The following is a 22,499-nucleotide window of genomic DNA, read 5'->3' as shown; positions in this document are numbered from 1 at the left end:
CTCAGCGGTTGGCCGCTTCGTGGCGCAGGAAGTTTTCGGCGATCTTCTCGCCGGTCGTGATCCAGACGTCGGGACACGACTTTACGTAGGTGAGGAACTCGCGCAGCAGGCGCAGCCGCATCGGACGGCCGCTGCACTGCGGATGCAGCACCGTCGTCACCATCGCGCCCCAGTCGCGGACCTCATCCAACTCGTCCTTCCACATCGAGAGCACATGCTCCTTGGGGAAGATCGAGCGCGGGCTGAAGCGCGCGGACAGGCCGTGCATCCAGTCGTCATAGCTCGCGGTGACCGGCAGCTCGATCGTGCCGGGCTTGCCGTCCGCGAGACGATGGCGGTAGGGCCGCACGTCGTCGCGGAACGAGGACGTGTAGACGATGCCGTGGCGCACCAGCGCAACGCGCAGCTCCTCGGTGAACTCGCCGTAGGGCGCGCGATAGCCGGTCGGCTTGACGCCGAGCCGACGCTTCAGCGCCTCGAAGCCGCGCTCCAGTTCCTCCTCGATCCAGGGATCGCCGGGATCGGGCAAGAGATGGTGATAGCCGTGATGGCCGATCTCGTGACCCGCCTTCAGGATCGATTCGGCCATCGCGGGATGCGCATCGACCGACCATCCCGTGACGAAGAACGTCGCCTTGAGATCGAGCTGGTCGAGCAGCTCCAGCAGTTTTGGCGTACCGACGCGCGCCTCGTAGCCGCCATAGCTCATGGTGATGAGCCGCTGCGCATGCACGGCGTCCTTGCTGGTCCAGGCGCTCTCCGCGTCGACGTCGAACGACAGGAACATCGCCGACTTGTACGGCTTCGGCCAGGGATAGTCCGGCGCGGGATCCGCGGTGTTGGCCGGAACGAGCGGGATGCTCTTGAGTGCCTTACTGTCCAGCATTGATGGTCGCCTTCTCTAATCCGTTGTCGTTGAGTTTCCACTTGGCAAGCAGGGTCTTGTAGGTGCCGTCGGCGATCAGCGCATCGACGGCTTCGAGAATGGCCTGCTGAAGCGCCTTTTCCTTGACCGGCAGCGCAATGCCCGTGAACTGCGTTGCGAAAGCATCGCCGACCGGCGCATAGGTGCCCGGCTCGAGGTCCATCAGATAGGGCAGCGTCTCGTTGCCCTGCACGGCGGCGTCGATACGGCCCTGCCTGAGCTGGTTACGCGCATCGGCCGAGCCGTCGGTGCCGACGAACTGGACCGGATTGCTGGCGCAGTTCTTCTGGCTCCACTTGTCGATCTCGGCCGGGAACATGGTCCGGCGGCTGGCGCCGACCTTCTTGCCGCACAGCGCAGCCATGTCCTTGAACTCGGACGCACGGGACTGCTGCACGAAGAATTTTGGACCGCTGCGCAGATAATCGACAAAGGACGCGATCTCGTGCCGGCTCGCATAATCGGTGAAGCCGGACAGGATAGCATCCACCCGCCCCGTCGAAATCGACGGCATGAATTCGGCAAAGCTGGTCTCGGTCCATTCGATCTTGACGCCGAGCTTGCGGCCGATCGCCTCGCCGAGATCGATATCGAAACCCGACAGCGCGTTGGTGGCGGGATCGCGGAACTCCATCGGTGGATAGTTCGGCACCAGCGCCACCTTGAGGCTGCCGCGCTTGGCGATGTCGGGCGGCAGCTCGATCGCCAATGCCGATACGGTCATGGCGCCAACCAGCGCCGCCGCAACCAAAAGCCTCTTCATCACCACACCCCCAATGTCAGATCACAGCCGAAAGAAATGCCTTGGTGCGCTCCTCGCGCGGCGCGCCCAACACGTCGGAGGCGCGCCCCTGCTCGACGATTGCGCCCTGGTCCATGTAGACGACGCGGTCGGCGACCTCGCGCGCGAAGCCGAGCTCGTGCGTCACCACCATCATGGTCATGCCGCTTCGCGCCAGCTCCTTCATCACCGCGAGCACCTCGCCGACGAGCTCGGGATCGAGCGCGCTGGTCGGCTCGTCGAACAGCATCAGCATCGGCTTCATCGCGAGCGCCCGCGCGATCGCGACGCGCTGCTGCTGGCCGCCGGAGAGCTGCGCCGGATACGAGTCCGCCTTGGCCGCCAGCCCAACGCGACGGAGCAGCTCTAGGGCCTCGGCGCGCACCTCGTCTAGCTTGCGCCCCTGCACCTGGGTCGGGCCTTCGGTGATGTTCTCCAGCGCGGTCTTGTGCGGAAACAGGTTGAAGCGCTGGAACACCATACCGGTCTTCAGCCGCTGCCGCCCGATCTCGCGCTCGCTGAGGCGGTGAAGCTTCCCGCCGTGCTCGCGCACGCCCAGGAGCTCACCATCGAGCCAGATGCCACCGGCATCGATCATGGCGAGCTGGTTGATGCAGCGGAGCAATGTGGTCTTGCCTGAGCCGGAGGCGCCGATCAGGCACATGACCTCGCCGGGCCAGACGTCGAGCGAGACGCCTCTGAGAGCCTGGAACTCTCCAAAACTCTTGCTGACGGAGCGGATCGCGACGAGAGGTTTTGTCATCGCGCGAGCCGCAATGTGCCGCGTGCAAACCGGCGTTCGAGCAACATCTGCAGCGGGGTCAGGATCGAGACCACGAGCAGGTACCAGAGCCCGGCGACGATCAAGAGCTCGATGACGCGGGAGTTGGCGTAGTAGATGTTCTCGGCGTTGTGCAGCAGTTCCGGATACTGGATGACGCTGGCGAGCGAGGTCGCCTTCACCATGCCGATGAACTCGTTGCCGAGCGGCGGAATCACCACCCGCATCGCCTGCGGCAGCACGATCCGGCGCAGCGCGCGCAGCCGACCCATGCCGATCGCCTGCGCAGCCTCATATTGTCCGATGTCGACCGACAGCATGCCGGCGCGCATCACTTCCGACGTGTAGGCGCCCTGGTTGATGCCGAGCCCGAGCAGCGCCGCGAGGAACGGCGTCATGACGTCGACAGCGCGCGCACTCCAAAGGCCGGGGATGCCGATGGTCGGAAACACCAGCGCGAGGTTGAACCACAGCAGCAGTTGCAGGATCAGCGGCGTGCCGCGGAACAGCCAGGTGTAACCGGCAGCAACGGACTTCAGCACCGGATTGGGCGACAGCCGCATGATCGCGACGACGATGCCGAGAAAGATGCCGAGCATCATCGCCAGCACCGCCATCACCATGGTGTTGACGATGCCTTCGAGGATGACCTTCACGGTCAGGAAGCGACTGACATAGGACCACTCGATCTGGCCGTTCGCAAACGCGCGCACGATTGCCGCCAGCACGAGGACGATCAGGGCCGCGCTGATCCAGCGAAACCAGTGCGGCTCGCGCGCGATCCGCATGCCCGACAGATCGGGAAATCCCTCCGCGAGTGCCGGCGCCGGCTTCATTGCGGCGCCGCGTTCAGCATGGGCTGGGCCACCGCGTTGGCGTCGAGCCCCCATTTGTCGAGAATGGCCTTGTAGGCGCCGTCGGCGATCATCGCCGCGAGCTTCTCGGTCACGACCTCGCGCAAGGCCGTATCGTCCTTGCGGAACATGATGCCCTGATAGCCTTTGGCGAAGGCCTCACCGACGATGCGGTATTTGCCGGGCTCCTGGGATTGCGCATAGGGCAGCGTCTCGCTGCCCTGCACGGCGGCGTCGATGCGGCCCTGCTTGAGCTGGTTGCGGACGTCGATCGAGTTCTCGCCCGGAACGTACTGGATCGCCGGCTTGCCGGCCGGCTCGCAATTCTGCTTGCTCCACTTCTCGATCTCGACCGGGAAGCTGGTGCTGCGGGTGGTGCCGACCTTCTTGCCGCAGAGATCGGTCGCCTCCTTGGCCACGTTGTCCGCCATCACGAAGAACTGCGGGCCGGTCGCGAGGTAATCGACGAAATCGGCGGTCTCGCGCCGCGAGGCGCGGTCCGAGATGCCGGAGATGATGAAATCGGCGCGCTTGGTCTGGAGTGACGGGATCAACTCGGCGAACGGCGTCTCGCTCCAGACGATCTTGAGGCCGCCGAGCCGCTTGGCGAGCTCGTTGGCCAGATCGATATCGAGCCCGACCAGCTCATTGGTCGCGGGATCGCGATATTCCATCGGCGCGTAAGTGGAGTTGACCGTGAGTTTCAGTGCGCCGGCCTGCTTGATCTCCGCCGGCAGCTCCGCTGCCTGCGCGGACGTTACGGCAGCCAGCGCAGCAACAGCGAGAGAAAATGAGAGGCGTGTCATGTCAGCTCCTTTGCCAGCGCCGTGCCATTTGCTCAGTCGGCGTCGAGAACGGCCGGCTCGATGACGCCGGCGCGTTCGGTGATCACCCTGTATTGCTCCGGCCGCCGGTGCGCGGCGAAGTTGAACATCTTGTCCTTGCCCTGGCGACAGAGATCGAGATCGATGTCGGCGACGATCACCTCGTCAGCCAGCGTCTGCGCCTGTGCGACGATGCGCCCGTTGGGATCGACGATGCAGGAGCCGCCGATCAACCCGGAGCCGTCCTCCTCACCCGCCTTCGCCACCGAGATCGCCCAGGTCGCATTCATGTAGGCGTTGGCCTGCGTCACCAGCGTCGAATGGAAGGTGCGCAAGGCTCCGTCTTCCGTCGTGCCGCCATTGGGATCGTAGGCCGCCGAATTGTAGCCGATGCAGACGAGCTCGACGCCCTGCAGGCCGAGCACTCGCCAGGATTCCGGCCAGCGGCGATCGTTGCAGATCATCATGCCCATGATGGCATGGGCCCAAGCTGAACCGGCGCGGAAGGCGGGAAAGCCGAGGTCGCCATATTCGAAATAGCGTTTCTCGAGCTGCTGGTAGCGCGCGCCCTCGCGCGGCTCGACCGAGCCCGGCAGATGCACCTTGCGATAGCGGCCGAGAATCTCGCCGTCGCGATCGACCAGGATGGCGCAATTGTAGCGGCGGCCGTCGGGCGTCAGCTCGGCATAGCCGACATAGAAGCCGACGCGCAGCGCACGCGCGCGATCGAACAGCTTTGCCACCGCCGGGTTCGGCATGCCGCGCTCGAAGTACTGGTCGAGCGCGGCGCCTTCGAGCAGCCAGCGCGGGAAGAAGGTGGTGAAGGCGAGCTCCGGGAACACCACGAGGCTGGCACCGCGGCCGGCGGCCTCCTCCAGCAATGCCAGCATCCGCGCCAGCGTATGCTGGCGCGAGTCTGCTTTTTGCGTCGGCCCCATCTGGGCGGCGGCGGCGCGAAGGACACGAACCAAGATTGCCTCCAATCTGTGCGCAGTGCTGCCTCAATGGGCGAATGAACCCATTGATGCAACGCGCAAATCCGCTGCCATTACGGATAAGCGGGGCTGCAAAATCAATTCGTTCTGCTATGATGTTTTGGCCCAGAGTATAACCGGCAGTGATATGAACCTGCGCCAGCTCGAGATCCTCCGCGCCGTCATCCGCCACCGCACCACGGTGGCGGCGGCAGATGAACTGGCGCTGTCGCAGCCCGCGGTCAGCAACGCGCTGAAGATCATGGAAGCGCAGGCGGGCTTTGCGCTGTTTGAGCGGGTCAACAACCGGCTGTTTCCGACCGCGGAAGCGATGGCGCTCTACAAGGAGAGCGAGGCGATCTTCGCGCTGCACGCCAAGCTCGAGAGCCGCGTGCGCGATCTGCGCGAGAACCGCTCCGGGCATCTCGCGATCGTCGCGACCCCGCCGCTGGCCTACAGCATCATCCCCTCCGCGCTGTCAGGCTTTTTGCGCCGCCGCCCGGAGACGCGCGTGTTCTTCGACGTGCGGCGCTACGAGGGCATCATCGAGGGCGTGCTCAGCCGCGTCGCCGAGCTCGGCTTCGCGCTCGGACTGACGCATCATCCCGGCATCGCACATGAGGTCGTGCACACCGGCGAGATGGTTTGCGTGCTGCCGCCGCAGCACCCGCTCGCCGACCGACCCGTGATCTCGGCCGCGGACCTCTCCGGCCTGCCCTTCATCGGGCTCGAGCGCGGCACGCGGCTTGGCGAGGCCGTGCGCGACAGCTTTGCCCGTGCCGGCGCGCCATTCCAGCCGACCGTTGAAGTTCGCTACTGCAACACGGCCTGCGTGCTAGCCGCCGCCGGCGTCGGCGCCGCGGTGGTCGATCCCTTCTCGCCGCGGCAGAACGGCGGCAGCGGCCTCGTCGTCCGGCCGTTCACGCCGACGACCCACGCGGTCGCCTACATGCTATGGTCGGAAGCCGAGCCGCTGTCGCGCCTCGCCAAGGCTTTCCTCAACGAAGTTCGCAAGGAAAGCGCGCTGCTGGAGCCTACAGCGCCACACCAGCAACATGGGGCAGAAAGCAACTAGGCTTCGCAACCTTTCAACCCGGGGGGCACATGGCACGCATCACCATCATCGAAACCGGACTGGTCCCACCAAAATATCGCGAGCAGCACGGCTCGTTTCCGGACATGTTCGAGCGCATGGTCCGCAGCGAAGATCCGACCGCGACAGTCGAGGTCGTCAGCATTCCGAATGGCGACGCGCTTCCCGATCCAGGCAAGCTCGAGGCCGTGCTGATCACAGGTGCGGCCGCCGGCGTCTATGATGGGCTCGACTGGATCGAGCCGCTCGAGGATTTCGTCCGCAAGGCCTACACGAACAAGACACCGATGGTCGGCGTCTGCTTTGGTCATCAACTGATCGCGCAGGCACTCGGCGGCACCGTGCGCAAGTCCGAGAAGGGCTGGGGCATCGGCCGCCACGTCTATCAGGTGCTGCCGGAGAACGGCGTCGTCGATGGCGAAGCGGTTGCGATCGCCGCCTCGCATCAGGACCAGGTGATCGAGCCGCCAAGCGATGCGCTGACGATCCTCTCATCCGACTTCACCCCGCATGCCGGCCTGCTCTATGCCAACGGCGCCACGCTGACCGTGCAGCCGCATCCGGAGTTCGACGTGGAATTTGCGCAAGTGTGCTGCGAACTGCGCGACGGCAAGGCGCCGGAGGGCGTCGTGGCCACAGCAAGGGCGTCGCTGGCGGAGCCGATGGATAGTGCGAAGCTCGGCGGAGCGATCACGAGATTCTTGGCGAAGCGCACCTAGCTACGCGGCACGCTCCTCTTCCTTCTCCCCTTGCGGGAGAAGGTGGCGCGAAGCGCCGGATGAGGGGTTCTATCCACTCGCTGGACTGCTCGTGAGGAGAGAGACCCCTCACCCGTCTCGCCGCTATGCGGCGAGCCACCCTCTCCCGCAAGGGGAGAGGGTGCAGCGTGCTCGCTGCGCTATCTCGCAAACCTCAGAACGGATCAGTCCCCAGCCCCGGCACATCAGCCGGCCGCGGCCCGGGCGCCGGCCAGTGAAACCGTCGGTCCTTCTCCGCAATCGCGATGTCGTTGATCGACGCCTCACGCCGCTTCATCAGGCCGTGCTCGTCGAACTCCCACTGCTCGTTGCCGTAGGAGCGATACCACTGGCCGTTTCCATCGTGCCATTCGTACTGGAAGCGCACGGCGATGCGGTTGCCGTCGAAGGCCCAGAAATCCTTGATCAGGCGGTAATCCTGCTCCTTCTTCCATTTGCGGGTGAGGAAGGCGACGATGGCCTCGCGGCCCTGAAACACCTCGGAGCGGTTACGCCAGCGGCTGTCCTCGGTATAGGCGAGTGAGACCCGCACCGGATCGCGTGAATTCCAGGCGTCCTCGGCCATGCGGGCCTTCTGCGCGGCGGTCTCTCGGGTAAAGGGCGGAAGCGGCGGGCGCGACATGATGGCCTCATCGATTGATTGAGGCCGCAATCTATCGCCGCAGCCGGCGGAGTCGAGTGGCCATCGCCTATCGAACGATCACGAAATCAGATCGGCCTTCATCAGCGTGCGGATCGATTTCGGGATCGGCTGGGCGCGGCCGCCGCTGATGAAGGCGACGCGCACCTCGGCTTTCACCAGAACGTCTTCGCCGCGCCGGACTTCCTGTGCCAGCATGATGGAGGCGCCCTTGACCGCAATCGGCCAGGTCACGACGTCGAGCACGTCGTCCATCCGCGCGGGCTTGAGGAAATCGAGATGCATCGAGCGCACGACGAAGGCAAAGCCCGCGCCTTCCGTCTCCACCTGGTCGAACAGCGCCTGCTGCTCGGCGCCCATCAGCCTGAGATGATTGGTCCGCCCGCGCTCCATGTAGCGCAGATAATTGGCGTGATAGACGATGCCGGAGAAATCCGTGTCCTCGTAATAGACGCGGACCTGCATGTGGTGGCGGCCGTCGCGGATCTCGCCGTCGAGATGGGCAGTCACTTCGCGAGCCTCTTCGCTTGTCGCTGTCGGCCCGTTTTGCGCAAAAACCGCGGTCCGCGCAAGCGTGTTAGGACACAACCGGTGCCCGCCCCAGCGTCACCTCGACGATCTCCGGCGGCACGCCGACACGGACGGGCATGAGGCTGCAACCGAGGCCGCCGGAGATGATGACGTCGCATTTCAGCCTGACGTGACCATAGGCAAGCCGGATGCCCTGCTGCTTCGGAACCGCCGGCGACCAGCCGAGCAGGCGGACCTGGCCGCCATGGGTGTGGCCGGACAATTGCAGCGCGACGCGCGCGGATACGCGCGGCGCGATGTTGGGCTCATGGGCGAGCAGGATTACGGGCGCATCGTCGGTGACCTTGGCGAGTGTCGCCGTCAGGTCGTCGGCGCCGAAGCGCCCCGTGCTGCGGAAGCGGCGCGCCGGCAGGAAGGCGAGCTGATCGCCGAGCCCGGCGAGCCAGAACGAACGGCCGTCCTTGGTAAGGCGCACGGCGTCGTTCTCGTAGACGGGAATGCCAGCCGCCTCCAAAGCGCGGTGCGCGACCGTCGGCCCATGCCCCGCCTGCTGCACGGCCCTGTCGACCCAATAGTCGTGATTACCCATGACGGCGTGAACGCCGAGCGGCGCTTTCAGGCCGGCGAGCACCCTCGCCCATTCGCTCGACGGAATGAAGCGCGTGACGTGGTGAAGGCCGGCGACATAATCGCCGAGCAGCACGATGAGGTCGGGCTTGAGCGCGTTGGTGCGATCGACGATGCCCTCGATCCGCTCCAGCGACATCCAGGGATCGCAGGCATGGATGTCGGCGATCGCGGCAATCTTCAGCGGAAAATCCGCCGGCCATTGCCGCGGGGTCGGATGATAGCGGGTGACGCGGAGCCGCAGCATCGGTTCGACGCCGACGCCGTAGGCCGCGCTCGAGACGCCGAGGGCTGACAAGGCTCCGATGGACCGGATGAAGTGACGCCGTGTGATCATGGAAGCCCGATGGTCATGCAGCTTCTTGATGCGGTCCGATTGGAGCGGAATTGGGGTGCGCTCGTGCAGACCGTCTGCACCTGCGTGCAGAGGCCTGCACAAAACCTACCAGCGGCTCTCGCCGACCAGCGCATCCAGCCGCGTCTTCAGCTCGTCGGACGCCCGGTAATACCAGACACCGCCGAGCAGGTCACAAAAACGTTCGTTGATCCGCGCCTCATGCTCGATGCGGTCGATCGTGCCAGCGCTGATCACGTCCTCGAGAGGCCCGGCGGCCAGCAGCGACAGCAGCGCCGGATTGGACTCGATCTTCAGGATCTCCAGGATCAGGTCGATCATCCTGTCGGGATCGTCCTCGTGCAGGTCGCGCTCGTAATCCATCATCGTGAACAGATTGTCGTCCTGGTCGCGCTCTGACCTCGAATATTGCTCGACCCAGGCGCGGGCGAGATCTGTGACCGACATGCTGGCGCAATCGAGCGGCTCGCGCGGCGTGCGCTGCGCCAGATGGTCGGCCTGCCAGGCCTCGCTGTCGGCAACGCGCGCAATGCGGGGCATCAGGGGGTCGTCGGGATCACCATGCACGCCGCCGAGCAGCCAGCGCAGCCGGTCATTGTGCGCGGCTTCGCGCTCGATCTGCGCGATCACGTCCGGGCCGTGCGCATAGAGCAGCGCCAGCAGGAACTTGTCGTTGAGCTGCATCACCGTCGGCTTGTCGGCCTCCGTCTTCAGCACCTCCAGCACCAGATCGAGCGCTGTCTGCGGCAGGCGATGCGGCAGATGGTCGAAATAGAGCTTGATGGCCCAGATGCTGCCGGCCTGGTCGCGCCGGCTGACGCGCTGAAGCGCGCACCACATCGACGCCAGCTCACTGATCGGCAGGGAATCGAGGAATGCCTCGGTCTGGTCGGGCGTGCGCAGCTGCGGTGCCGCCGCAACGGTCTCGAGCAATCCGGTATTGTCCGCTGGCGCCATTCCTTCCCACTCCAATCCATCAGCGGCGATCCCGTTCGCCGCGCGTTCGGATTAGTGATGGAATGAAAGCGCCGGGTTCACCGGCTGCGGCGATCAGTCGTCGCTCTCGTCGGTGCCGAACAGGCCGAACTGCGCCGCATCGCGATTGGGCTCGGCGAGGCCGAGATGGCGGAAGGCGTGCGAGGTGAGCAGCCGGCCGCGCGGGGTGCGCTGGAGATAGCCGCACTGGATCAGATAGGGCTCGATGATGTCCTCGATCGCATCGCGCGGCTCGGACAGCGCCGCAGCCATCGTCTCGACGCCGACGGGACCACCGCCATAGTTGAGCGCGATGGTCGAGAGATAGCGGCGGTCCATCGCATCCAGGCCCGCGGCGTCGACCTCGAGCGCGCTCAGCGCATGGTCGGCGATCTTGCGATCGATCGTATCGGCATTCGCCGCCGAGGCGAAATCGCGCACGCGACGGAGCAGGCGCCCGGCGATACGCGGCGTGCCGCGGGCGCGGCGCGCGATCTCGTTGGCGCCGTCCGCGCTCATGCCGACATTGAGCACGCGCGCGCCGCGACTGACGATGCTCTCGAGCTCCTCGATCGTGTAGAAATTGAGCCGGACCGGAATGCCGAAGCGGTCGCGCAGGGGATTGGTGAGCAGGCCTGCGCGCGTGGTGGCGCCGACGAGGGTGAATTTCGACAGCTCGATCTTCACCGAGCGCGCCGCCGGACCCTCGCCGATGATGAGGTCGAGCTGGAAATCCTCCATCGCGGGATAGAGCACCTCTTCCACGGCCGGGCTCAGGCGATGAATCTCGTCGATGAAGAGTACGTCGCGTTCTTCGAGATTGGTGAGAAGTGCTGCGAGATCACCGGCCTTGGCGATCACCGGGCCCGATGTGGCGCGAAAGCCGACGCCGAGTTCCTTGGCCACGATCTGCGCCAGCGTGGTCTTGCCCAGGCCAGGGGGACCGACGAACAACACGTGATCCAGCGCCTCGCCGCGCTTGCGCGCCGCCTCGATGAAGATCGAGAGATTCTTGCGCGCCTGCTGCTGGCCGACGAAATCGGACAACGATTGCGGACGCAGCGCGGTGTCGCCGACATCATCACTGCGGCGCTCGGGCGAGACCATGCGGCTGGCCTTGGGATCGCTCACTTCGCCAGTTCCTTCAGGCCGAGGCGAATGAGCTGCGCCGTCTCGGCGCCTTCACCCGCGCTGCGCGAGGCCGATGCAATCGCGGCGGCCGCCTGCGGCTGGCCGTAGCCGAGATTGACCAGCGCGGAGATCGCATCCGCCACCGGGCGCGGCGCACGCTGGTCGTCGACGGCACCGGCGAGATGCACGACGGCCGGATCGACATTGGCGAAGGCCGGCGCCTTGTCCTTCAATTCGGTGACAATGCGCTCGGCGACCTTGGGGCCGACGCCGGGCGTGCGCGACACCGCAGCCTTGTCGCGCAGCGCAATGGCATTGGCGAGATCGGAAGGCTGTAGCGTGCCGAGCACCGCAAGCGCGACCTTGGCGCCGACGCCCTGCACGGTCTGGAGCAGGCGAAACCATTCGCGCTCCTGGTCGGTGCGAAAGCCAAACAGTTTGATCTGGTCCTCGCGGACGTAAGTCTCGATCGACAGCACGGCGGCTTCGCCGGGCGACGGCAGATGCTGCAACGTGCGCGATGAACAATGCACCTGGTAGCCGACACCGCCGACGTCGAGGATGACGAAATCCTCGCCGTAGGAATCGATCAGGCCCTTGAGCTTACCGATCATAGTCCCGCCACCTTCAGCCTGAGCGCCGTGCTCTGGCGGTGATGGGCGTGGGTGATGGCGATGGCGAGCGCGTCGGCAGCATCGGCGGACGGCGGCTCGGCTTTCGGCAGCAATATCTTCAGCATCATCGCGATCTGTTGCTTGTCGGCGTGGCCGGCGCCGACCACCGTCTTCTTGACCTGGTTCGGCGCGTATTCAGCGACACTGATGCCGAACATTGCGGGCGCCAGCATGGCGACGCCGCGGGCCTGGCCGAGCTTCAGCGTCGCAACGCCGTCCTTGTTCACAAAAGTCTGCTCGACCGCAGCTTCCATCGGCTGGTGGCTGGACAGGACGGATGCGAGCCCTTCGTGGATCGCGAGCAGCCGGCTCGACAAGGGCAGATCGTCCGGCGGTTCCACCGAGCCGCAGGCGACATAGATCAGGCGATTGCCCTCGGCCTCGATCACGCCCCAGCCGGTGCGGCGCAGGCCGGGGTCGATGCCGATGATGCGAACGGGGCCACGAATCGGGAGCGCAGTCATGGGCCAGTGATAGCGGCTGGCCGCGGCCGGGGAAACAGAAACAGAACGGAAGTAACAGGGGAAGTGGGGGCGTGCTCTTCACCTCTCCCCACTTGCCGGGAGAGGTCGGATCGCCCTTGCGATCCGGGTGAGGGGGTATAGGTCTCACACCGATCGCACGTGTCGAGAGAGGCCCCTCACCCCAACCCTCTCCCCGCAAGAGCGGGGCGAGGGAGCGCACCGACCGAGCGGCCCTACTACCCGCCCATCTTCGCAACAAGCGCGTCCGACACCTCGAAATTGGCGTAGACGTTCTGGACGTCGTCGTGCTCGTTGAGCAGGTCCATCAGCTTGAGCAGCTTCTCACCGGTCTCGTCGTCGACGGCGACCGTATTCTGCGGCTTCCAGATCAGCGCGGCCTTGCGCGGCTCGCCGAACTTGGCTTCCAGCGCCTTGGCGACGTCGCGATAGCCTTCGGTCGAGGCGTAGATCTCGTGGCCGCCTTCGCCGGAGACGACGTCGTCGGCGCCGGCCTCGATCGCGGCATCGAGCACCGCATCGTCATCGGCGACGCTGCGGTCGTATTCGATGACGCCCGTGCGGTCGAACATGAACGAGACCGAGCCGGTTTCGCCAAGATTGCCGCCGGACTTGGTGAAGAAGGAGCGGATGTCGGAGGCGGCGCGGTTGCGGTTGTCGGTCAGCGCCTCGACGATGACGGCGACGCCGCCCGGGCCATAGCCCTCGTAGCGGATCTCGTCATAGTTCTCGCCGTCGCTGCCGAGCGCCTTCTTGATGGCGCGCTCGATATTGTCCTTCGGCATGTTCTCCTGGCGCGCGGCGATCACGGCGGCGCGCAGGCGCGGGTTCATGGCGGGGTCGGGCGTCCCCAGCTTGGCGGCGACGGTGATTTCCCGCGCCAGCTTGCCGAACAGTTTCGACTTCTGCGCATCCTGCCGCCCCTTGCGGTGCATGATGTTCTTGAATTGGGAATGTCCGGCCATGCGTGGTCTCTTGAGGAATAGTCAGCCAAAGGTGAGCGTGGGAAGCGCGGCCTTATAGGCCGCCAACCCACCGGAATCAAAGGGCCGTGAGGCTTCAAGGTAGCACTGTAAAGATAGCCACCGGAATGGTCCGTGCCCAGATGTCGGGCATTGTTAACCCTGATTTCATTCCGGCCTGCGAAAATAGCGTCCGCCCGCCCACCGACAAGAGACACCTGATGGCATTCGGACTGTTTCGGAAGCGTCTGCCTGATATGGCTGCGCCTGCGGCCACCCCGCAGGCTGTGCAGCCGGCGGCCATTTCCGAGCCCGTTCCGGCCTATGAGGGCGATTCGGCCAGGGAAATCCTGGAACTGCTGGAACTCGAGCTCGGCGCCATGATTCGCCAGCTCGAGCGCGCCGCCAATTCGGTGGCCGGCGGCGCCGAAGCGACCGCCGCGACGCTTTCCGCCATTCGCGACCGCACCGATGCCCTGACCGGCCGCACCAATGCGGCGCAATCGACCGCCTCCACCTTCGCCCATGCCGCCGACAAGTTCACCCAGTCCGCGCAAGGCATCGGGGCGCAGGTCCGCGCGGCCGGCAAGCTCGCCGACGAGGCCAGTGCCGCAGCACAAGAGGCGCGCGCCAATGTCGACCGCTTGCGCGAGTCCTCCGCCGCCATCGGCAACGTCGTCAATCTGATCGCACAGATCGCGCGGCAGACGACGCTGCTCGCGCTCAACTCGACCATCGAGGCCGCGCGCGCCGGCGCCGCCGGCAAGGGATTTGCGGTGGTCGCCACCGAGGTCAAGGCGCTCGCGGTGCAGACGCAAGGCGCCACCGAAGAGATCACAAAAAAGATCGACGCGCTGCAGCGCGACGCCGCGGGCTCAGCCGATGCCGTGCACCGTATCGCGCAGGCGATCGAGGCGATCCGCCCGGTGTTCGAGACCGTCAACGGCGCGGTGGCCGAGCAGAACGCCACCACGAGCGAGGTTTCCGGCAATGCCGCGAGCGCCTCGGAGTTCATCGTGTCGGTCGGCGAGAGCGCGGCCGAGATCGACGCCGCGACCAAGGCGGCCGAAACCCACGGCGAGAGCGTCGCCAGCGCTGGCAAAGCGGTCACCACCTTCGCCCAGAAGCTGAAATCGCGCTGCGCGGTGCTGCTGCGCCAGAACGAGCATGACGACCGCCGCAAGACCGAGCGGCTGCCCTGCCACCTCAAGTTCGAAACCGCGCGCGCCGTGATGCCGGTCTATGAAATCTCGATGGAGGGGGTGCTGATCGGCGGCGCAGACGCCGGCCGGCTGGCGCCGCAGGCGATGATCGAAGGCAGCCTCGAACAGGTCGGCGCCTGCCGCCTGCGCGTGACGGAGCAGTCCAAGGCCGGCGCCCGTGCGCAATTCGTCAGCCCCAATGCCGAGCTCAGTGAGAAGATCGAGGACAAGCTCTGGTCGATCCACGAGGAGAACACCGAGTTCGTCACCCGCGCCATGGAAGCGGGCAACGCGGTGACCCAGATCTTCGAGCAAGCGGTCGCGCGCGGCGAGGTCAAGGTCGACGACCTCTTCGACACCGACTATGTGGAGATCGCCGGCACCAATCCGCAGCAATACCGCACCCGCTATCTCGACTGGGCCGACCGCGCGCTGCCGCCGTTCCAGGAGGCCTTCCTCGCCAAGGACCCGCGCATGGCGTTCTGCGCCATGGTCGACCGCAACGGCTTCCTACCGGTGCACAACAAGATCTATTCGCATCCGCAGCGGCCGGGCGACGTCGCCTGGAACACGGCCAACAGTCGCAACCGGCGCATCTTCAACGATCCGGCGGGGCTCGCCGCCGCCCACAACCTGCGCTCGTACCTGGTCCAGAGCTATGCCCGCGACATGGGCAACGGGAACACGGTGATGATGCGCGAGATCGATGTGCCGATCCGCGTCAAGGGCCGGCACTGGGGCGGATTTCGCACCGCATACAAGCTGTAATGCACTCTCTCGTGCACTCCTGGGCAAGACGCCGGCCGCGAATCATCCTCTAACGTCGAAACTGGAATGGGAATGCCGCCGAGAGCCGATTACCGGCCCCGACTGGAGAGAGCGCGTACATGTCCCTGGCACAACTTGCAGTACTGGACACCGGATCGAACCGGACGCTGGCTGAACGCCTGATCGACCAGCTCGCCGACCGCATCGGCGGCCTCGGCGTCGAGCTCGCCGACATCGCCGGCAACGTCCAGGAAGTGGCCAACCGCGTCGCCAACCAGTCGGAACGGTTCCACCATCTCCAGAAGACGGCGGAGACGATGGTCTCGGCCAACCACGACATCGCCAACGCATCGCAGGCGGTGCAGACGACGACGTCGGCGGCGGTCGGCGAGATCGCACAGTCGCGCAGCGCGGTCGATACCGCGGTCAGCCACATCTCCGAGCTGGTCGCGGCAGTGGAACGGATCGAGACGCGCCTCAGCGCCGTCGGCTCGGCGCTGGCGCAGGTCGCAAAAGTGTCCGGCTCGATCGAGGCGATCGCGAAGCAGACCAACCTGCTCGCGCTGAACGCAACCATCGAAGCCGCGCGCGCCGGCAATGCCGGCCGCGGCTTTGCGGTGGTCGCGAGCGAAGTGAAGAATCTTGCGGAGGCCACCCGCCAGGCCACGCATCAGATCTCCGACACCGTGCGCGATCTCGACGGCCAGATCGAAGGCCTGATCGGCGAAAGCAGCGACGCCTCGCAGCGCGCCAAGACCGCCGGCGAAGGCGCCCAGCAGATCTCCGGCATCATCTCGCGCGTCCAGCAGGGCTTTGCCTCGGTGGAGGCGGAGATCGACAGCGTCGCGCGCGCGGCGACCTCCAATCTCGGCCACTGCGACACCGTCATCAGCGAGCTCAACGAGCTCGCCAAGGGCGTCGACCTGTCCTCGCGCGATCTTGGGAATGCCGACCGGCGCATTGCAAAGTTGCTCGACACCTCCGAAGGCCTGATCGCGCTGATCGCCGACAGCGGCGTCGAGACGTCGGACGCGCCGCTGATCCGTGTCGTCGTCGAGACCGCCAAGCAGATCTCGGCCGAGTTCGAGGCCGCGATCGACCGCGGCGAGATCACGCTCGACCAGCTCATGGACGAGAACTATCGCGAGATATCGGGCACCGATCCGAAGCAATACAACACGGCCTACGTCGAGTTCACCGATCGCGTGCTGCCCGCGATCCAGGACCCGATCCAGAAATCAGATCCCCGCATCGTGTTCTGCGTCGCCTGGGCCAAGGGCGGGTACCTGCCGACCCACAATCCGAACTACCGCCTGCCGCAGGGCAAGGACCCGGTCTGGAACAACGCCAATTGCCGCAACCGCCGCCTGTTCACCGATCGCGCGGTGATGAAGGTCGCGGCCAACACAAAACCGTTCCTGCTGCAGACCTATCGTCGCGACATGGGCGGCGGGCAGTTCGTGCTGATGAAGGACCTTTCCTCGCCGATCGTGATCCGCGGCAGGCACTGGGGCGCCTTCCGGATGGGCTTTCGCCAGGGCTGAGGGCCGCCGCGACGGCGTTGCGGCGCCCCTGAAATAAAAAGCTCGAAAACAACCCCATGCACAGTAGCTGGGGTGTGCGGAATCAATGGCTTACGCAGGCAGGCCACCGCGCGTTTTGACTCGTCGGGCAAAACAGGGGCATAATGCTATTATTCCGAAATAGCCATCCTCCCCTTGTGGGAGAAGGTGGCGCGAAGCGCCGGATGAGGGGTCTCTATCAGCGGACAAAGCTGCTTCGGAATGAGAGAGGATCATACGCGGAGACAGACCCCTCACCCAGTGAGTCTGCATCTACCGGCGTCGCCGCCCTCTCCCACAAGGGGAGAGGGCACAACAATGTCTGCCGCGTCCGCCGTCCCTGACTTTCCCAATCGCACGAATTTCGTCATCGCATGGCTTTGCGCATTCGCACGATCACGTGCGACGGTCAACGACGCGCATAAAGAAAACGCGCCGGAATATAAGGAGAAAATGTAAAAACATGACGCTTATCATATAAAACAGCCCAAACGCTTGCTGCGATCGCCGCACAAATTCGTGAACGTCATGGCCTGACGCTTCGCCCGCGCAAATATGCATTGCGAGAAATAACGACGCTTCATCGTTTCGCGTCGTTATGATTATGGTCGCGCGCAAATTCGCCGACGCCGCAAGCGATCGTCGAGCAAGGGGATGCATATGGCAACAACTCTCACCATCAACGGCGAAACGAAATCGTTCGACGCGCCACCTGAAATGCCCTTGCTGTGGGTGCTGCGCGACATCCTCGGGATGACCGGAACCAAGTTCGGCTGCGGCATCGCGCAGTGCGGCGCCTGCACGGTGCATGTCGACGGCAAGGCGGTGCGCTCCTGCGTGCTGCCGGTGAGCGCGGTCGCGAACCGCACTGTGACCACCATCGAACATGTCGGCAGTACGCCTGCCGGCGCGAAGGTGCAGAAGGCCTGGCTCGAGGCCGAAGTGATCCAGTGCGGTTACTGCCAGTCCGGCCAGATCATGGCCGCTGCCGCGCTGCTGGCGGCAACGCCGAACCCTGACGATTCCGATATCGACGCCGCGATGGCCGGCAACATCTGCCGCTGCGGCACCTATGTCCGCATCCGCGAGGCCATCAAGCACGCCGCCAACGGCCAGTCCTGAGGTCCGCCATGAATGCACACAACAGCGTCTCCCGCCGCGCGCTTCTCACCGGCGGCCTCGCCACCGGCTTCCTGCTCGCCTTCCATCTGCCGCTGCGCGCCGCCGCCAATGAGCCGGTGCAGCGCGATGTGACCGACGGCAAGTTCGCGCCCAACGCCTTCATCCGCATCGACGAGACCGGCCGCACGATCCTGATGATGCCGCAGGTCGAGATGGGCCAAGGCACCTACACCTCGATCTCGGCCGTAATCGCCGAAGAGTTGGATGCCGACTGGAGCAAGGTCGAGGTCCAGCACGCCCCGCCGAACGACAAGCTCTACGGCAACCCGACCTTCGGCCTGCAAGTCACCGGCAACTCGAACTCGATCCGCGCCTGGTGGCTGCCGCTGCGCAAGGCCGGCGCCACCGCGCGCGCGATGCTGGTGCAGGCCGCAGCCAGCCAGTGGGGCGTCGAGCCTGCAAGCTGCACCGCATCGAAGGGCGTGGTCGCGCATGCCGCAAGTGGCCGCAAGCTCGGCTATGGCGAACTGGCGCCTGCCGCGCAAGGCCAGACGCCGCCCAAGGACGTCGCCATCAAGGACCCCAAAGATTTCGTCCTCATCGGCCAGCCGTTGAAGCGGCTCGACACGCCGGACAAGGTCAACGGCAAGGCGCTCTACGGCATCGATGCGATCCTGCCGGGCATGAAGATCGCAGCGATCGCCAATTGCCCGGTGTTCGGCGGCAAGGTCGGCAAGGTCGACGACAGCGCCGCGACGAAAATCGCCGGCGTGCGCAAGGTCGTCGTGCTCGACGACGCCGTCGCCGTGATCGGCGATCACATGTGGGCGGCAAAGAAGGGTCTCGAAGCGCTCAAGATCGAGTGGAACGAGGGACCCAACGCTGAGATCACCACCAAGGACATCTGGGACGATCTGCGCAAGGCCAGCGAAAAGGATGGCGCGGTCGCCAAGTCCGACGGCGACATCGCCAAGGCGCTGGCCAGCGGCGACAAGTTCGAGGCCGCCTACGAGCTGCCGTTCCTGGCGCACGCCTCGATGGAGCCGATCAACGCCACCGTCCACGTCAGGCCGGATGCCTGCGAGATCTGGACCGGCACGCAGATCATGACCCGCGTGCAGTCCGAGGCGGCGAAGGCCGCCGGCCTTCCCGCCGAAAAGGTGATCGTCAACCAACATCTGCTCGGCGGCGGTTTCGGCCGCAAGCTCGAGCCGGACATGGTGGTCGCGGCGGTGAAGATCGCAAAACAGGTCGACTATCCCGTGAAGGTGGTGTGGACCCGCGAGGAGGACATCCAGCACGACGTCTATCGCCCGGTCTATCGCGACCAGATCACGGCGTCGCTGGTCGACGGCAAGGTCGCGGGCTGGAAGTACAAGGTCGCCGGCTCCGCCGTGCTGGCGCGCTGGCTGCCGCCGGCGTTCCAGAAGGGCATCGACATCGACGCGATCGACGCCGCGGTGGATGCGCCCTACGACTTCGCCAACTTCCACGTCGAATATGTCCGCGCCGAGCCGCCGGCGGTGCCGACAGGCTTCTGGCGCGGCGTCGGCCCGAACAACAACGTGTTCGCGGTCGAATGCGCGATGGACGAGCTCGCGCGCAAGGCGGGCAAGGACCCGATCGAATTCCGGAAGTCCATGCTGACGAAGAACCCGCGCATGCTCGCGGTGCTCAATCAGGTCGCGGAGAAATCCGGCTGGGGGCAACCACTGCCTCCGCGCGTCGGCCGCGGCGTCTGCGTGCAGCCGTCATTCGCAAGCTTCATCGCGACCGTGGTGGAGGCCGAGATCGACGACATCGGCGAGATCACGCTCCGCCGCATCACTTCGGTGGTCGACACCGGCATCGCGGTCAACCCCGACACAGTAAAGGCGCAGATCGAGGGCGGCCTGATCTTCGGCCTCACCGCCGCGCTCTATGGCGAGATCACCATCGACAAGGGCCGCGTGCAGCAGTCGAACTTCCACAACTACCGCATGATGCGCATCAACGAAACGCCGAAGATCGAGGTGATCGTCGTGAAAAGCGGCGAGGCCCCCGGCGGCATCGGCGAGGCCGGCGTCAATGCCGGACCACCGGCGCTGCGCAATGCGATTTACGCGGCAACCGGCGTGGCGCTACGGCGCCTGCCCATCGATCGGAAACTGCTGGCTGCGGGGAAAAAGGCATGAGCGGCAAGATGCGTATCCTCGGAAGCCTTATCGTCATCGCCATCGTCGCGGTAGCGCTCGGCGTCTTCATCATCCGCGGGCCCGGCCCGCTCGACTTCGCGGGCGGCAGCAAGGTGGCGCTGGCGGATTACCGCGCCGGCAAGCCGACCGGCGTGCCCGCAAAGCTGGAGAAAGCGAGCCTGGTCGAACGCGGCGAATATCTCGCCAAGGCCGCCGACTGCATGGTCTGCCACACCAGGCCGGGCGAGAAGGACTATTCCGGCGGCCTCGCCTTCAAGCTGCCGTTCGGCACGCTCTATTCGACCAACATCACGCCGGACAAGGACACCGGCATCGGCAATTACAGCGACCAGGATTTTTTGAACGCGGTCCAGCACGGCAAGCGTCGTGACGGTGCGCGGCTGTATCCTGCGATGCCGTACACGTCCTACACGTTCATGACCGATGAAGACGTGCTGGCGGTGAAGGCCTATCTGTTCAGCCAGCCGGCGGTGCGCGCCAAGGCGCCGGAGAATACACTGTCGTTCCCGTTCAACCAGCGCTGGGCGATGATCGTCTGGTCGGCGGTGTTCAATCCTGACACGCGCTTTGCGCCCGACACATCGAAGAGCCCGGAGTGGAACAGAGGTGCGTATCTTGCCGAAGCGCTGGCGCATTGCGGCGAGTGCCACACGCCGCGCAATCTCGGCTTCGCGCTGGATAACCGCAAGAAGTTCGCCGGCGCGATCACGGCGGGCTGGCGCGCCTTCAACATCTCCTCCGACAAGGCCACCGGCCTCGGCAATTGGAGCGATCAGGATCTGATCTCGTATCTGTCGCTCGGCCACGCGCCAGGTCATGGCTCGGCCTCGGGTCCGATGGGCGAAGCGGTCGACCACAGCTTTAGCCAGTTCGCGCCCGAGGACATCACCAGCATCGTTGCGTATCTGCGCAGCGTGCCGCCGCAGCCCTCGCCGGACCTGCCCGCCACCACGGCACCCGTCGCCCCCGCCTCGCACGGCGACGGCGTCACGGCCGACGCACGCGGCAAGAAGGTGTTCGCCAGCGCCTGCGCCAGCTGCCATGGCTGGAGCGGCGAGAGCCCGGTCTCGCCGATGGCGACTCTGACCGGCACCTGGGCCGTCAACGACCCCGCCGCCACCAACGTCGCGCAGATCGTGATCTCGGGCACCAAGCGGCATACGCCTGATGGTGCACTGTCGATGCCGGCGTTCGGCAATGCCTATACCGACGACGAGATCGCGGCGGTGGCGAATTACGTCACGGCGCGGTTCGGTGCAAAGGGCTCGAAGCTGACGGCGAAGGACGTGGCGGAGCTGCGGGAGCAGACGGCGGAGTAGATATCGCCGCGAGCACCACTGCCCCTTCTCCCCTTGTGGGAGAAGGTGGCGCGAAGCGCCGGATGAGGGGTATCTATCCGCGAACTCAAATCGCGAGAGGCCCACTCGTGGAGAGAGACCCCTCACCCGGCTCGCCGCTACGCGGCGAGCCACCCTCTCCCACAAGGGGAGAGGGTGCACCGGCAATGCCGCTCGAAGATTCAGCTCAACCAGAGCTTCGGCGTCGCCGGCTCGAGCCGGCTGCCCTAACGCGCAGGCGCGATGCGCAGCGGTGACTAGAGCGCGAGTCCTGCCAGCTTCTTCGAGAACGGCGCAATCGTCCGTTCAAACGTCGGAGGCTTGAAGCCCTTGTACTCCCGCACGATCATCGCCCTGACAGCGGCGAGGTCCGGCTTGCTGTCCGGCGGCGGCTCGGGGTTCTTGTCTGATCGAATGAAATCCGGCGCCGTGCCCGGCAATTTGTACAGGTTGAAATCGCTTCGACGCGTGGCGAAGTCGGCTTGCAGATAGCCCTCCGCCATCATTGCGCTGGCCGGTGCGAGATAGAAGCCATCTTCGCGATAGGGACCAAGAACCGAAAAGGTCCTGGAGCCTTTGGCAACACCAACAAGCTCATGACTAAGGCGCACCAGCTCGACATCCTTGTCGCCGGCCCTGATGTGGATGCGGCGCAGGGGAAGCTCTGCAGCATCCTGGGTCACCACACTGACGAGCACGAGCACATGCTTTGCCGTAGCGGCGTATTCCTCTGAAGTCATCGGCCAGGCGAAATCGATGGCCGAGCCCCGTGCCGCCCTTGGTACCAATCGGGCTGTCTCGTTGGCTGACTTCTCGAGCCGTTCCGCGATATCGGCAGGAGACACGGCCCCTCGCGTCGTCGGCCGTGGCTTGCTCAGGATCTGCGCGAGTGCACTATTCGAGAGCAGCAGCAACAGAAGGATGACGGCTATCCTTGGCACCACGG

The 22,499-nt window shown here is 65.4% G+C and carries 22 protein-coding genes; 7 read left to right on the top strand and 15 right to left on the bottom strand.

The features are described from left to right. Nucleotide 1 precedes the first annotated feature (1 nt). Genes JQ635_RS31955 through JQ635_RS31930 form a run of 6 tightly spaced genes read right to left on the bottom strand, consistent with a single transcriptional unit; the run spans nucleotide 2 to nucleotide 5,136 of the window. Nucleotides 2-886 carry a polysaccharide deacetylase family protein gene (locus tag JQ635_RS31955; protein ID WP_211413760.1) on the bottom strand — a complete coding sequence of 295 codons (885 nt, stop codon included), beginning with the start codon at nucleotides 884-886 and terminating at the stop codon, nucleotides 2-4. Beyond that, a complete protein-coding gene (locus tag JQ635_RS31950) occupies nucleotides 873-1,688 on the bottom strand; it encodes an ABC transporter substrate-binding protein (protein WP_211413759.1) in 816 nt (271 codons plus the stop codon). The genes JQ635_RS31955 and JQ635_RS31950 overlap by 14 nt, the downstream gene beginning before the upstream one ends. A gap of 16 nt (nucleotides 1,689-1,704) precedes the next feature. Then, nucleotides 1,705-2,469: an amino acid ABC transporter ATP-binding protein gene (locus JQ635_RS31945; protein ID WP_211413758.1), complete on the bottom strand. Its 765-nt coding sequence runs from the start codon at nucleotides 2,467-2,469 to the stop codon at nucleotides 1,705-1,707. Next, nucleotides 2,466-3,323: an amino acid ABC transporter permease gene (locus JQ635_RS31940; RefSeq protein WP_211413757.1), complete on the bottom strand. Its 858-nt coding sequence runs from the start codon at nucleotides 3,321-3,323 to the stop codon at nucleotides 2,466-2,468. The genes JQ635_RS31945 and JQ635_RS31940 overlap by 4 nt, the downstream gene beginning before the upstream one ends. Next, nucleotides 3,320-4,147 (bottom strand): ABC transporter substrate-binding protein, encoded by an 828-nt coding sequence (locus tag JQ635_RS31935; RefSeq protein ID WP_211413756.1) that lies wholly within the window; start codon nucleotides 4,145-4,147, stop codon nucleotides 3,320-3,322. Before JQ635_RS31935 ends, JQ635_RS31940 begins: the two co-directional genes overlap by 4 nt. A gap of 32 nt (nucleotides 4,148-4,179) precedes the next feature. Beyond that, on the bottom strand, nucleotides 4,180-5,136 hold the full coding sequence (locus tag JQ635_RS31930) for an N-carbamoyl-D-amino-acid hydrolase (RefSeq protein WP_211413755.1): 957 nt from the start codon (nucleotides 5,134-5,136) through the stop codon (nucleotides 4,180-4,182). A 151-nt stretch (nucleotides 5,137-5,287) separates the two neighbouring features. On the opposite strand from JQ635_RS31930, the gene JQ635_RS31925 reads away from it, so the two are divergent. Both JQ635_RS31925 and JQ635_RS31920 read left to right on the top strand, forming a co-directional pair. After that, nucleotides 5,288-6,214, top strand: coding sequence for a LysR family transcriptional regulator (locus tag JQ635_RS31925; RefSeq protein ID WP_211413754.1), 927 nt, complete (start codon nucleotides 5,288-5,290; stop codon nucleotides 6,212-6,214). Nucleotides 6,215-6,243: 29 nt separating this feature from the next. Next, nucleotides 6,244-6,951, top strand: a complete 708-nt coding sequence (locus JQ635_RS31920; RefSeq protein WP_211413753.1) for a type 1 glutamine amidotransferase — start codon at nucleotides 6,244-6,246, stop codon at nucleotides 6,949-6,951. 193 nt (nucleotides 6,952-7,144) lie between these two features. On the opposite strand, the gene JQ635_RS31915 is transcribed toward JQ635_RS31920, so the two are convergent. The 8 genes from JQ635_RS31915 to JQ635_RS31880 form a co-directional block, all read right to left on the bottom strand. Continuing rightward, nucleotides 7,145-7,612 carry a DUF1348 family protein gene (locus JQ635_RS31915; RefSeq protein WP_211413752.1) on the bottom strand — a complete coding sequence of 156 codons (468 nt, stop codon included), beginning with the start codon at nucleotides 7,610-7,612 and terminating at the stop codon, nucleotides 7,145-7,147. A 78-nt stretch (nucleotides 7,613-7,690) separates the two neighbouring features. Further along, nucleotides 7,691-8,140 (bottom strand): tol-pal system-associated acyl-CoA thioesterase, encoded by a 450-nt coding sequence (gene ybgC, locus JQ635_RS31910; protein ID WP_211413751.1) that lies wholly within the window; start codon nucleotides 8,138-8,140, stop codon nucleotides 7,691-7,693. 67 nt (nucleotides 8,141-8,207) lie between these two features. Further along, the gene (locus JQ635_RS31905) at nucleotides 8,208-9,125 is read right to left on the bottom strand and encodes a metallophosphoesterase (RefSeq protein ID WP_211413750.1); all 918 of its coding nucleotides are present in this window, start codon (nucleotides 9,123-9,125) and stop codon (nucleotides 8,208-8,210) included. Between the two features lie 105 nt (nucleotides 9,126-9,230). Further along, a complete protein-coding gene (locus tag JQ635_RS31900; protein ID WP_211413749.1) occupies nucleotides 9,231-10,100 on the bottom strand; it encodes a DUF6869 domain-containing protein in 870 nt (289 codons plus the stop codon). A gap of 93 nt (nucleotides 10,101-10,193) precedes the next feature. Then, complete coding sequence (gene ruvB / locus JQ635_RS31895; RefSeq protein ID WP_207233021.1) at nucleotides 10,194-11,225, bottom strand: Holliday junction branch migration DNA helicase RuvB; 1,032 nt, start codon at nucleotides 11,223-11,225, stop codon at nucleotides 10,194-10,196. A 20-nt stretch (nucleotides 11,226-11,245) separates the two neighbouring features. Continuing rightward, on the bottom strand, nucleotides 11,246-11,863 hold the full coding sequence (gene ruvA / locus JQ635_RS31890; protein ID WP_211413748.1) for a Holliday junction branch migration protein RuvA: 618 nt from the start codon (nucleotides 11,861-11,863) through the stop codon (nucleotides 11,246-11,248). Then, nucleotides 11,860-12,387, bottom strand: coding sequence for a crossover junction endodeoxyribonuclease RuvC (ruvC, locus tag JQ635_RS31885; protein WP_018646707.1), 528 nt, complete (start codon nucleotides 12,385-12,387; stop codon nucleotides 11,860-11,862). Before ruvC ends, ruvA begins: the two co-directional genes overlap by 4 nt. Before the next feature lie 236 nt (nucleotides 12,388-12,623). After that, nucleotides 12,624-13,370: a YebC/PmpR family DNA-binding transcriptional regulator gene (locus tag JQ635_RS31880; RefSeq protein WP_211413747.1), complete on the bottom strand. Its 747-nt coding sequence runs from the start codon at nucleotides 13,368-13,370 to the stop codon at nucleotides 12,624-12,626. A 218-nt stretch (nucleotides 13,371-13,588) separates the two neighbouring features. Between JQ635_RS31880 and JQ635_RS31875 the strand changes: the two genes are divergently transcribed. From JQ635_RS31875 to JQ635_RS31855, 5 genes are all read left to right on the top strand, one after another. Continuing rightward, nucleotides 13,589-15,337, top strand: coding sequence for a methyl-accepting chemotaxis protein (locus tag JQ635_RS31875; protein ID WP_211413746.1), 1,749 nt, complete (start codon nucleotides 13,589-13,591; stop codon nucleotides 15,335-15,337). A gap of 119 nt (nucleotides 15,338-15,456) precedes the next feature. After that, nucleotides 15,457-16,881 carry a methyl-accepting chemotaxis protein gene (locus JQ635_RS31870; RefSeq protein WP_211413745.1) on the top strand — a complete coding sequence of 475 codons (1,425 nt, stop codon included), beginning with the start codon at nucleotides 15,457-15,459 and terminating at the stop codon, nucleotides 16,879-16,881. 678 nt (nucleotides 16,882-17,559) lie between these two features. Continuing rightward, nucleotides 17,560-18,021, top strand: coding sequence for a (2Fe-2S)-binding protein (locus tag JQ635_RS31865; RefSeq protein WP_211413744.1), 462 nt, complete (start codon nucleotides 17,560-17,562; stop codon nucleotides 18,019-18,021). An 8-nt stretch (nucleotides 18,022-18,029) separates the two neighbouring features. Continuing rightward, on the top strand, nucleotides 18,030-20,195 hold the full coding sequence (locus JQ635_RS31860) for a xanthine dehydrogenase family protein molybdopterin-binding subunit (protein ID WP_211413743.1): 2,166 nt from the start codon (nucleotides 18,030-18,032) through the stop codon (nucleotides 20,193-20,195). Beyond that, entirely contained in the window at nucleotides 20,192-21,535 is a 1,344-nt protein-coding gene (locus JQ635_RS31855; RefSeq protein ID WP_211413742.1) for a c-type cytochrome, read from the top strand. Before JQ635_RS31860 ends, JQ635_RS31855 begins: the two co-directional genes overlap by 4 nt. A gap of 275 nt (nucleotides 21,536-21,810) precedes the next feature. Here the strand turns inward: JQ635_RS31855 and JQ635_RS31850 are convergent, their stop codons facing one another. After that, complete coding sequence (locus tag JQ635_RS31850; RefSeq protein ID WP_211413741.1) at nucleotides 21,811-22,494, bottom strand: hypothetical protein; 684 nt, start codon at nucleotides 22,492-22,494, stop codon at nucleotides 21,811-21,813. Between the last annotated feature and the right edge of the window lie 5 nt (nucleotides 22,495-22,499).

It is taken from the genome of Bradyrhizobium iriomotense, assembly GCF_018130765.1.
Taxonomy (GTDB): Bacteria; Pseudomonadota; Alphaproteobacteria; order Rhizobiales; family Xanthobacteraceae; genus Bradyrhizobium; species Bradyrhizobium iriomotense_A.
Note: the sequence above shows the minus strand (reverse complement) of the source record. Positions and strands in the feature narration are given on the sequence as shown.

What these genes read in the sequence shown, in the direction of transcription:
- JQ635_RS31955 (WP_211413760.1), bottom strand. Translation starts at nt 886, where the DNA reads ATGCTGGACAGTAAGGCACTCAAGAGCATCCCGCTCGTTCCGGCCAAC.
- JQ635_RS31950 (WP_211413759.1), bottom strand. Translation starts at nt 1,688, where the DNA reads ATGAAGAGGCTTTTGGTTGCGGCGGCGCTGGTTGGCGCCATGACCGTA.
- JQ635_RS31945 (WP_211413758.1), bottom strand. Translation starts at nt 2,469, where the DNA reads ATGACAAAACCTCTCGTCGCGATCCGCTCCGTCAGCAAGAGTTTTGGA.
- JQ635_RS31940 (WP_211413757.1), bottom strand. Translation starts at nt 3,323, where the DNA reads ATGAAGCCGGCGCCGGCACTCGCGGAGGGATTTCCCGATCTGTCGGGC.
- JQ635_RS31935 (WP_211413756.1), bottom strand. Translation starts at nt 4,147, where the DNA reads ATGACACGCCTCTCATTTTCTCTCGCTGTTGCTGCGCTGGCTGCCGTA.
- JQ635_RS31925 (WP_211413754.1), top strand. Translation starts at nt 5,288, where the DNA reads ATGAACCTGCGCCAGCTCGAGATCCTCCGCGCCGTCATCCGCCACCGC.
- JQ635_RS31920 (WP_211413753.1), top strand. Translation starts at nt 6,244, where the DNA reads ATGGCACGCATCACCATCATCGAAACCGGACTGGTCCCACCAAAATAT.
- JQ635_RS31915 (WP_211413752.1), bottom strand. Translation starts at nt 7,612, where the DNA reads ATGTCGCGCCCGCCGCTTCCGCCCTTTACCCGAGAGACCGCCGCGCAG.
- JQ635_RS31905 (WP_211413750.1), bottom strand. Translation starts at nt 9,125, where the DNA reads ATGATCACACGGCGTCACTTCATCCGGTCCATCGGAGCCTTGTCAGCC.
- JQ635_RS31900 (WP_211413749.1), bottom strand. Translation starts at nt 10,100, where the DNA reads ATGGCGCCAGCGGACAATACCGGATTGCTCGAGACCGTTGCGGCGGCA.
- ruvB (WP_207233021.1), bottom strand. Translation starts at nt 11,225, where the DNA reads ATGGTCTCGCCCGAGCGCCGCAGTGATGATGTCGGCGACACCGCGCTG.
- ruvA (WP_211413748.1), bottom strand. Translation starts at nt 11,863, where the DNA reads ATGATCGGTAAGCTCAAGGGCCTGATCGATTCCTACGGCGAGGATTTC.
- ruvC (WP_018646707.1), bottom strand. Translation starts at nt 12,387, where the DNA reads ATGACTGCGCTCCCGATTCGTGGCCCCGTTCGCATCATCGGCATCGAC.
- JQ635_RS31880 (WP_211413747.1), bottom strand. Translation starts at nt 13,370, where the DNA reads ATGGCCGGACATTCCCAATTCAAGAACATCATGCACCGCAAGGGGCGG.
- JQ635_RS31875 (WP_211413746.1), top strand. Translation starts at nt 13,589, where the DNA reads ATGGCATTCGGACTGTTTCGGAAGCGTCTGCCTGATATGGCTGCGCCT.
- JQ635_RS31870 (WP_211413745.1), top strand. Translation starts at nt 15,457, where the DNA reads ATGTCCCTGGCACAACTTGCAGTACTGGACACCGGATCGAACCGGACG.
- JQ635_RS31865 (WP_211413744.1), top strand. Translation starts at nt 17,560, where the DNA reads ATGGCAACAACTCTCACCATCAACGGCGAAACGAAATCGTTCGACGCG.
- JQ635_RS31860 (WP_211413743.1), top strand. Translation starts at nt 18,030, where the DNA reads ATGAATGCACACAACAGCGTCTCCCGCCGCGCGCTTCTCACCGGCGGC.
- JQ635_RS31855 (WP_211413742.1), top strand. Translation starts at nt 20,192, where the DNA reads ATGAGCGGCAAGATGCGTATCCTCGGAAGCCTTATCGTCATCGCCATC.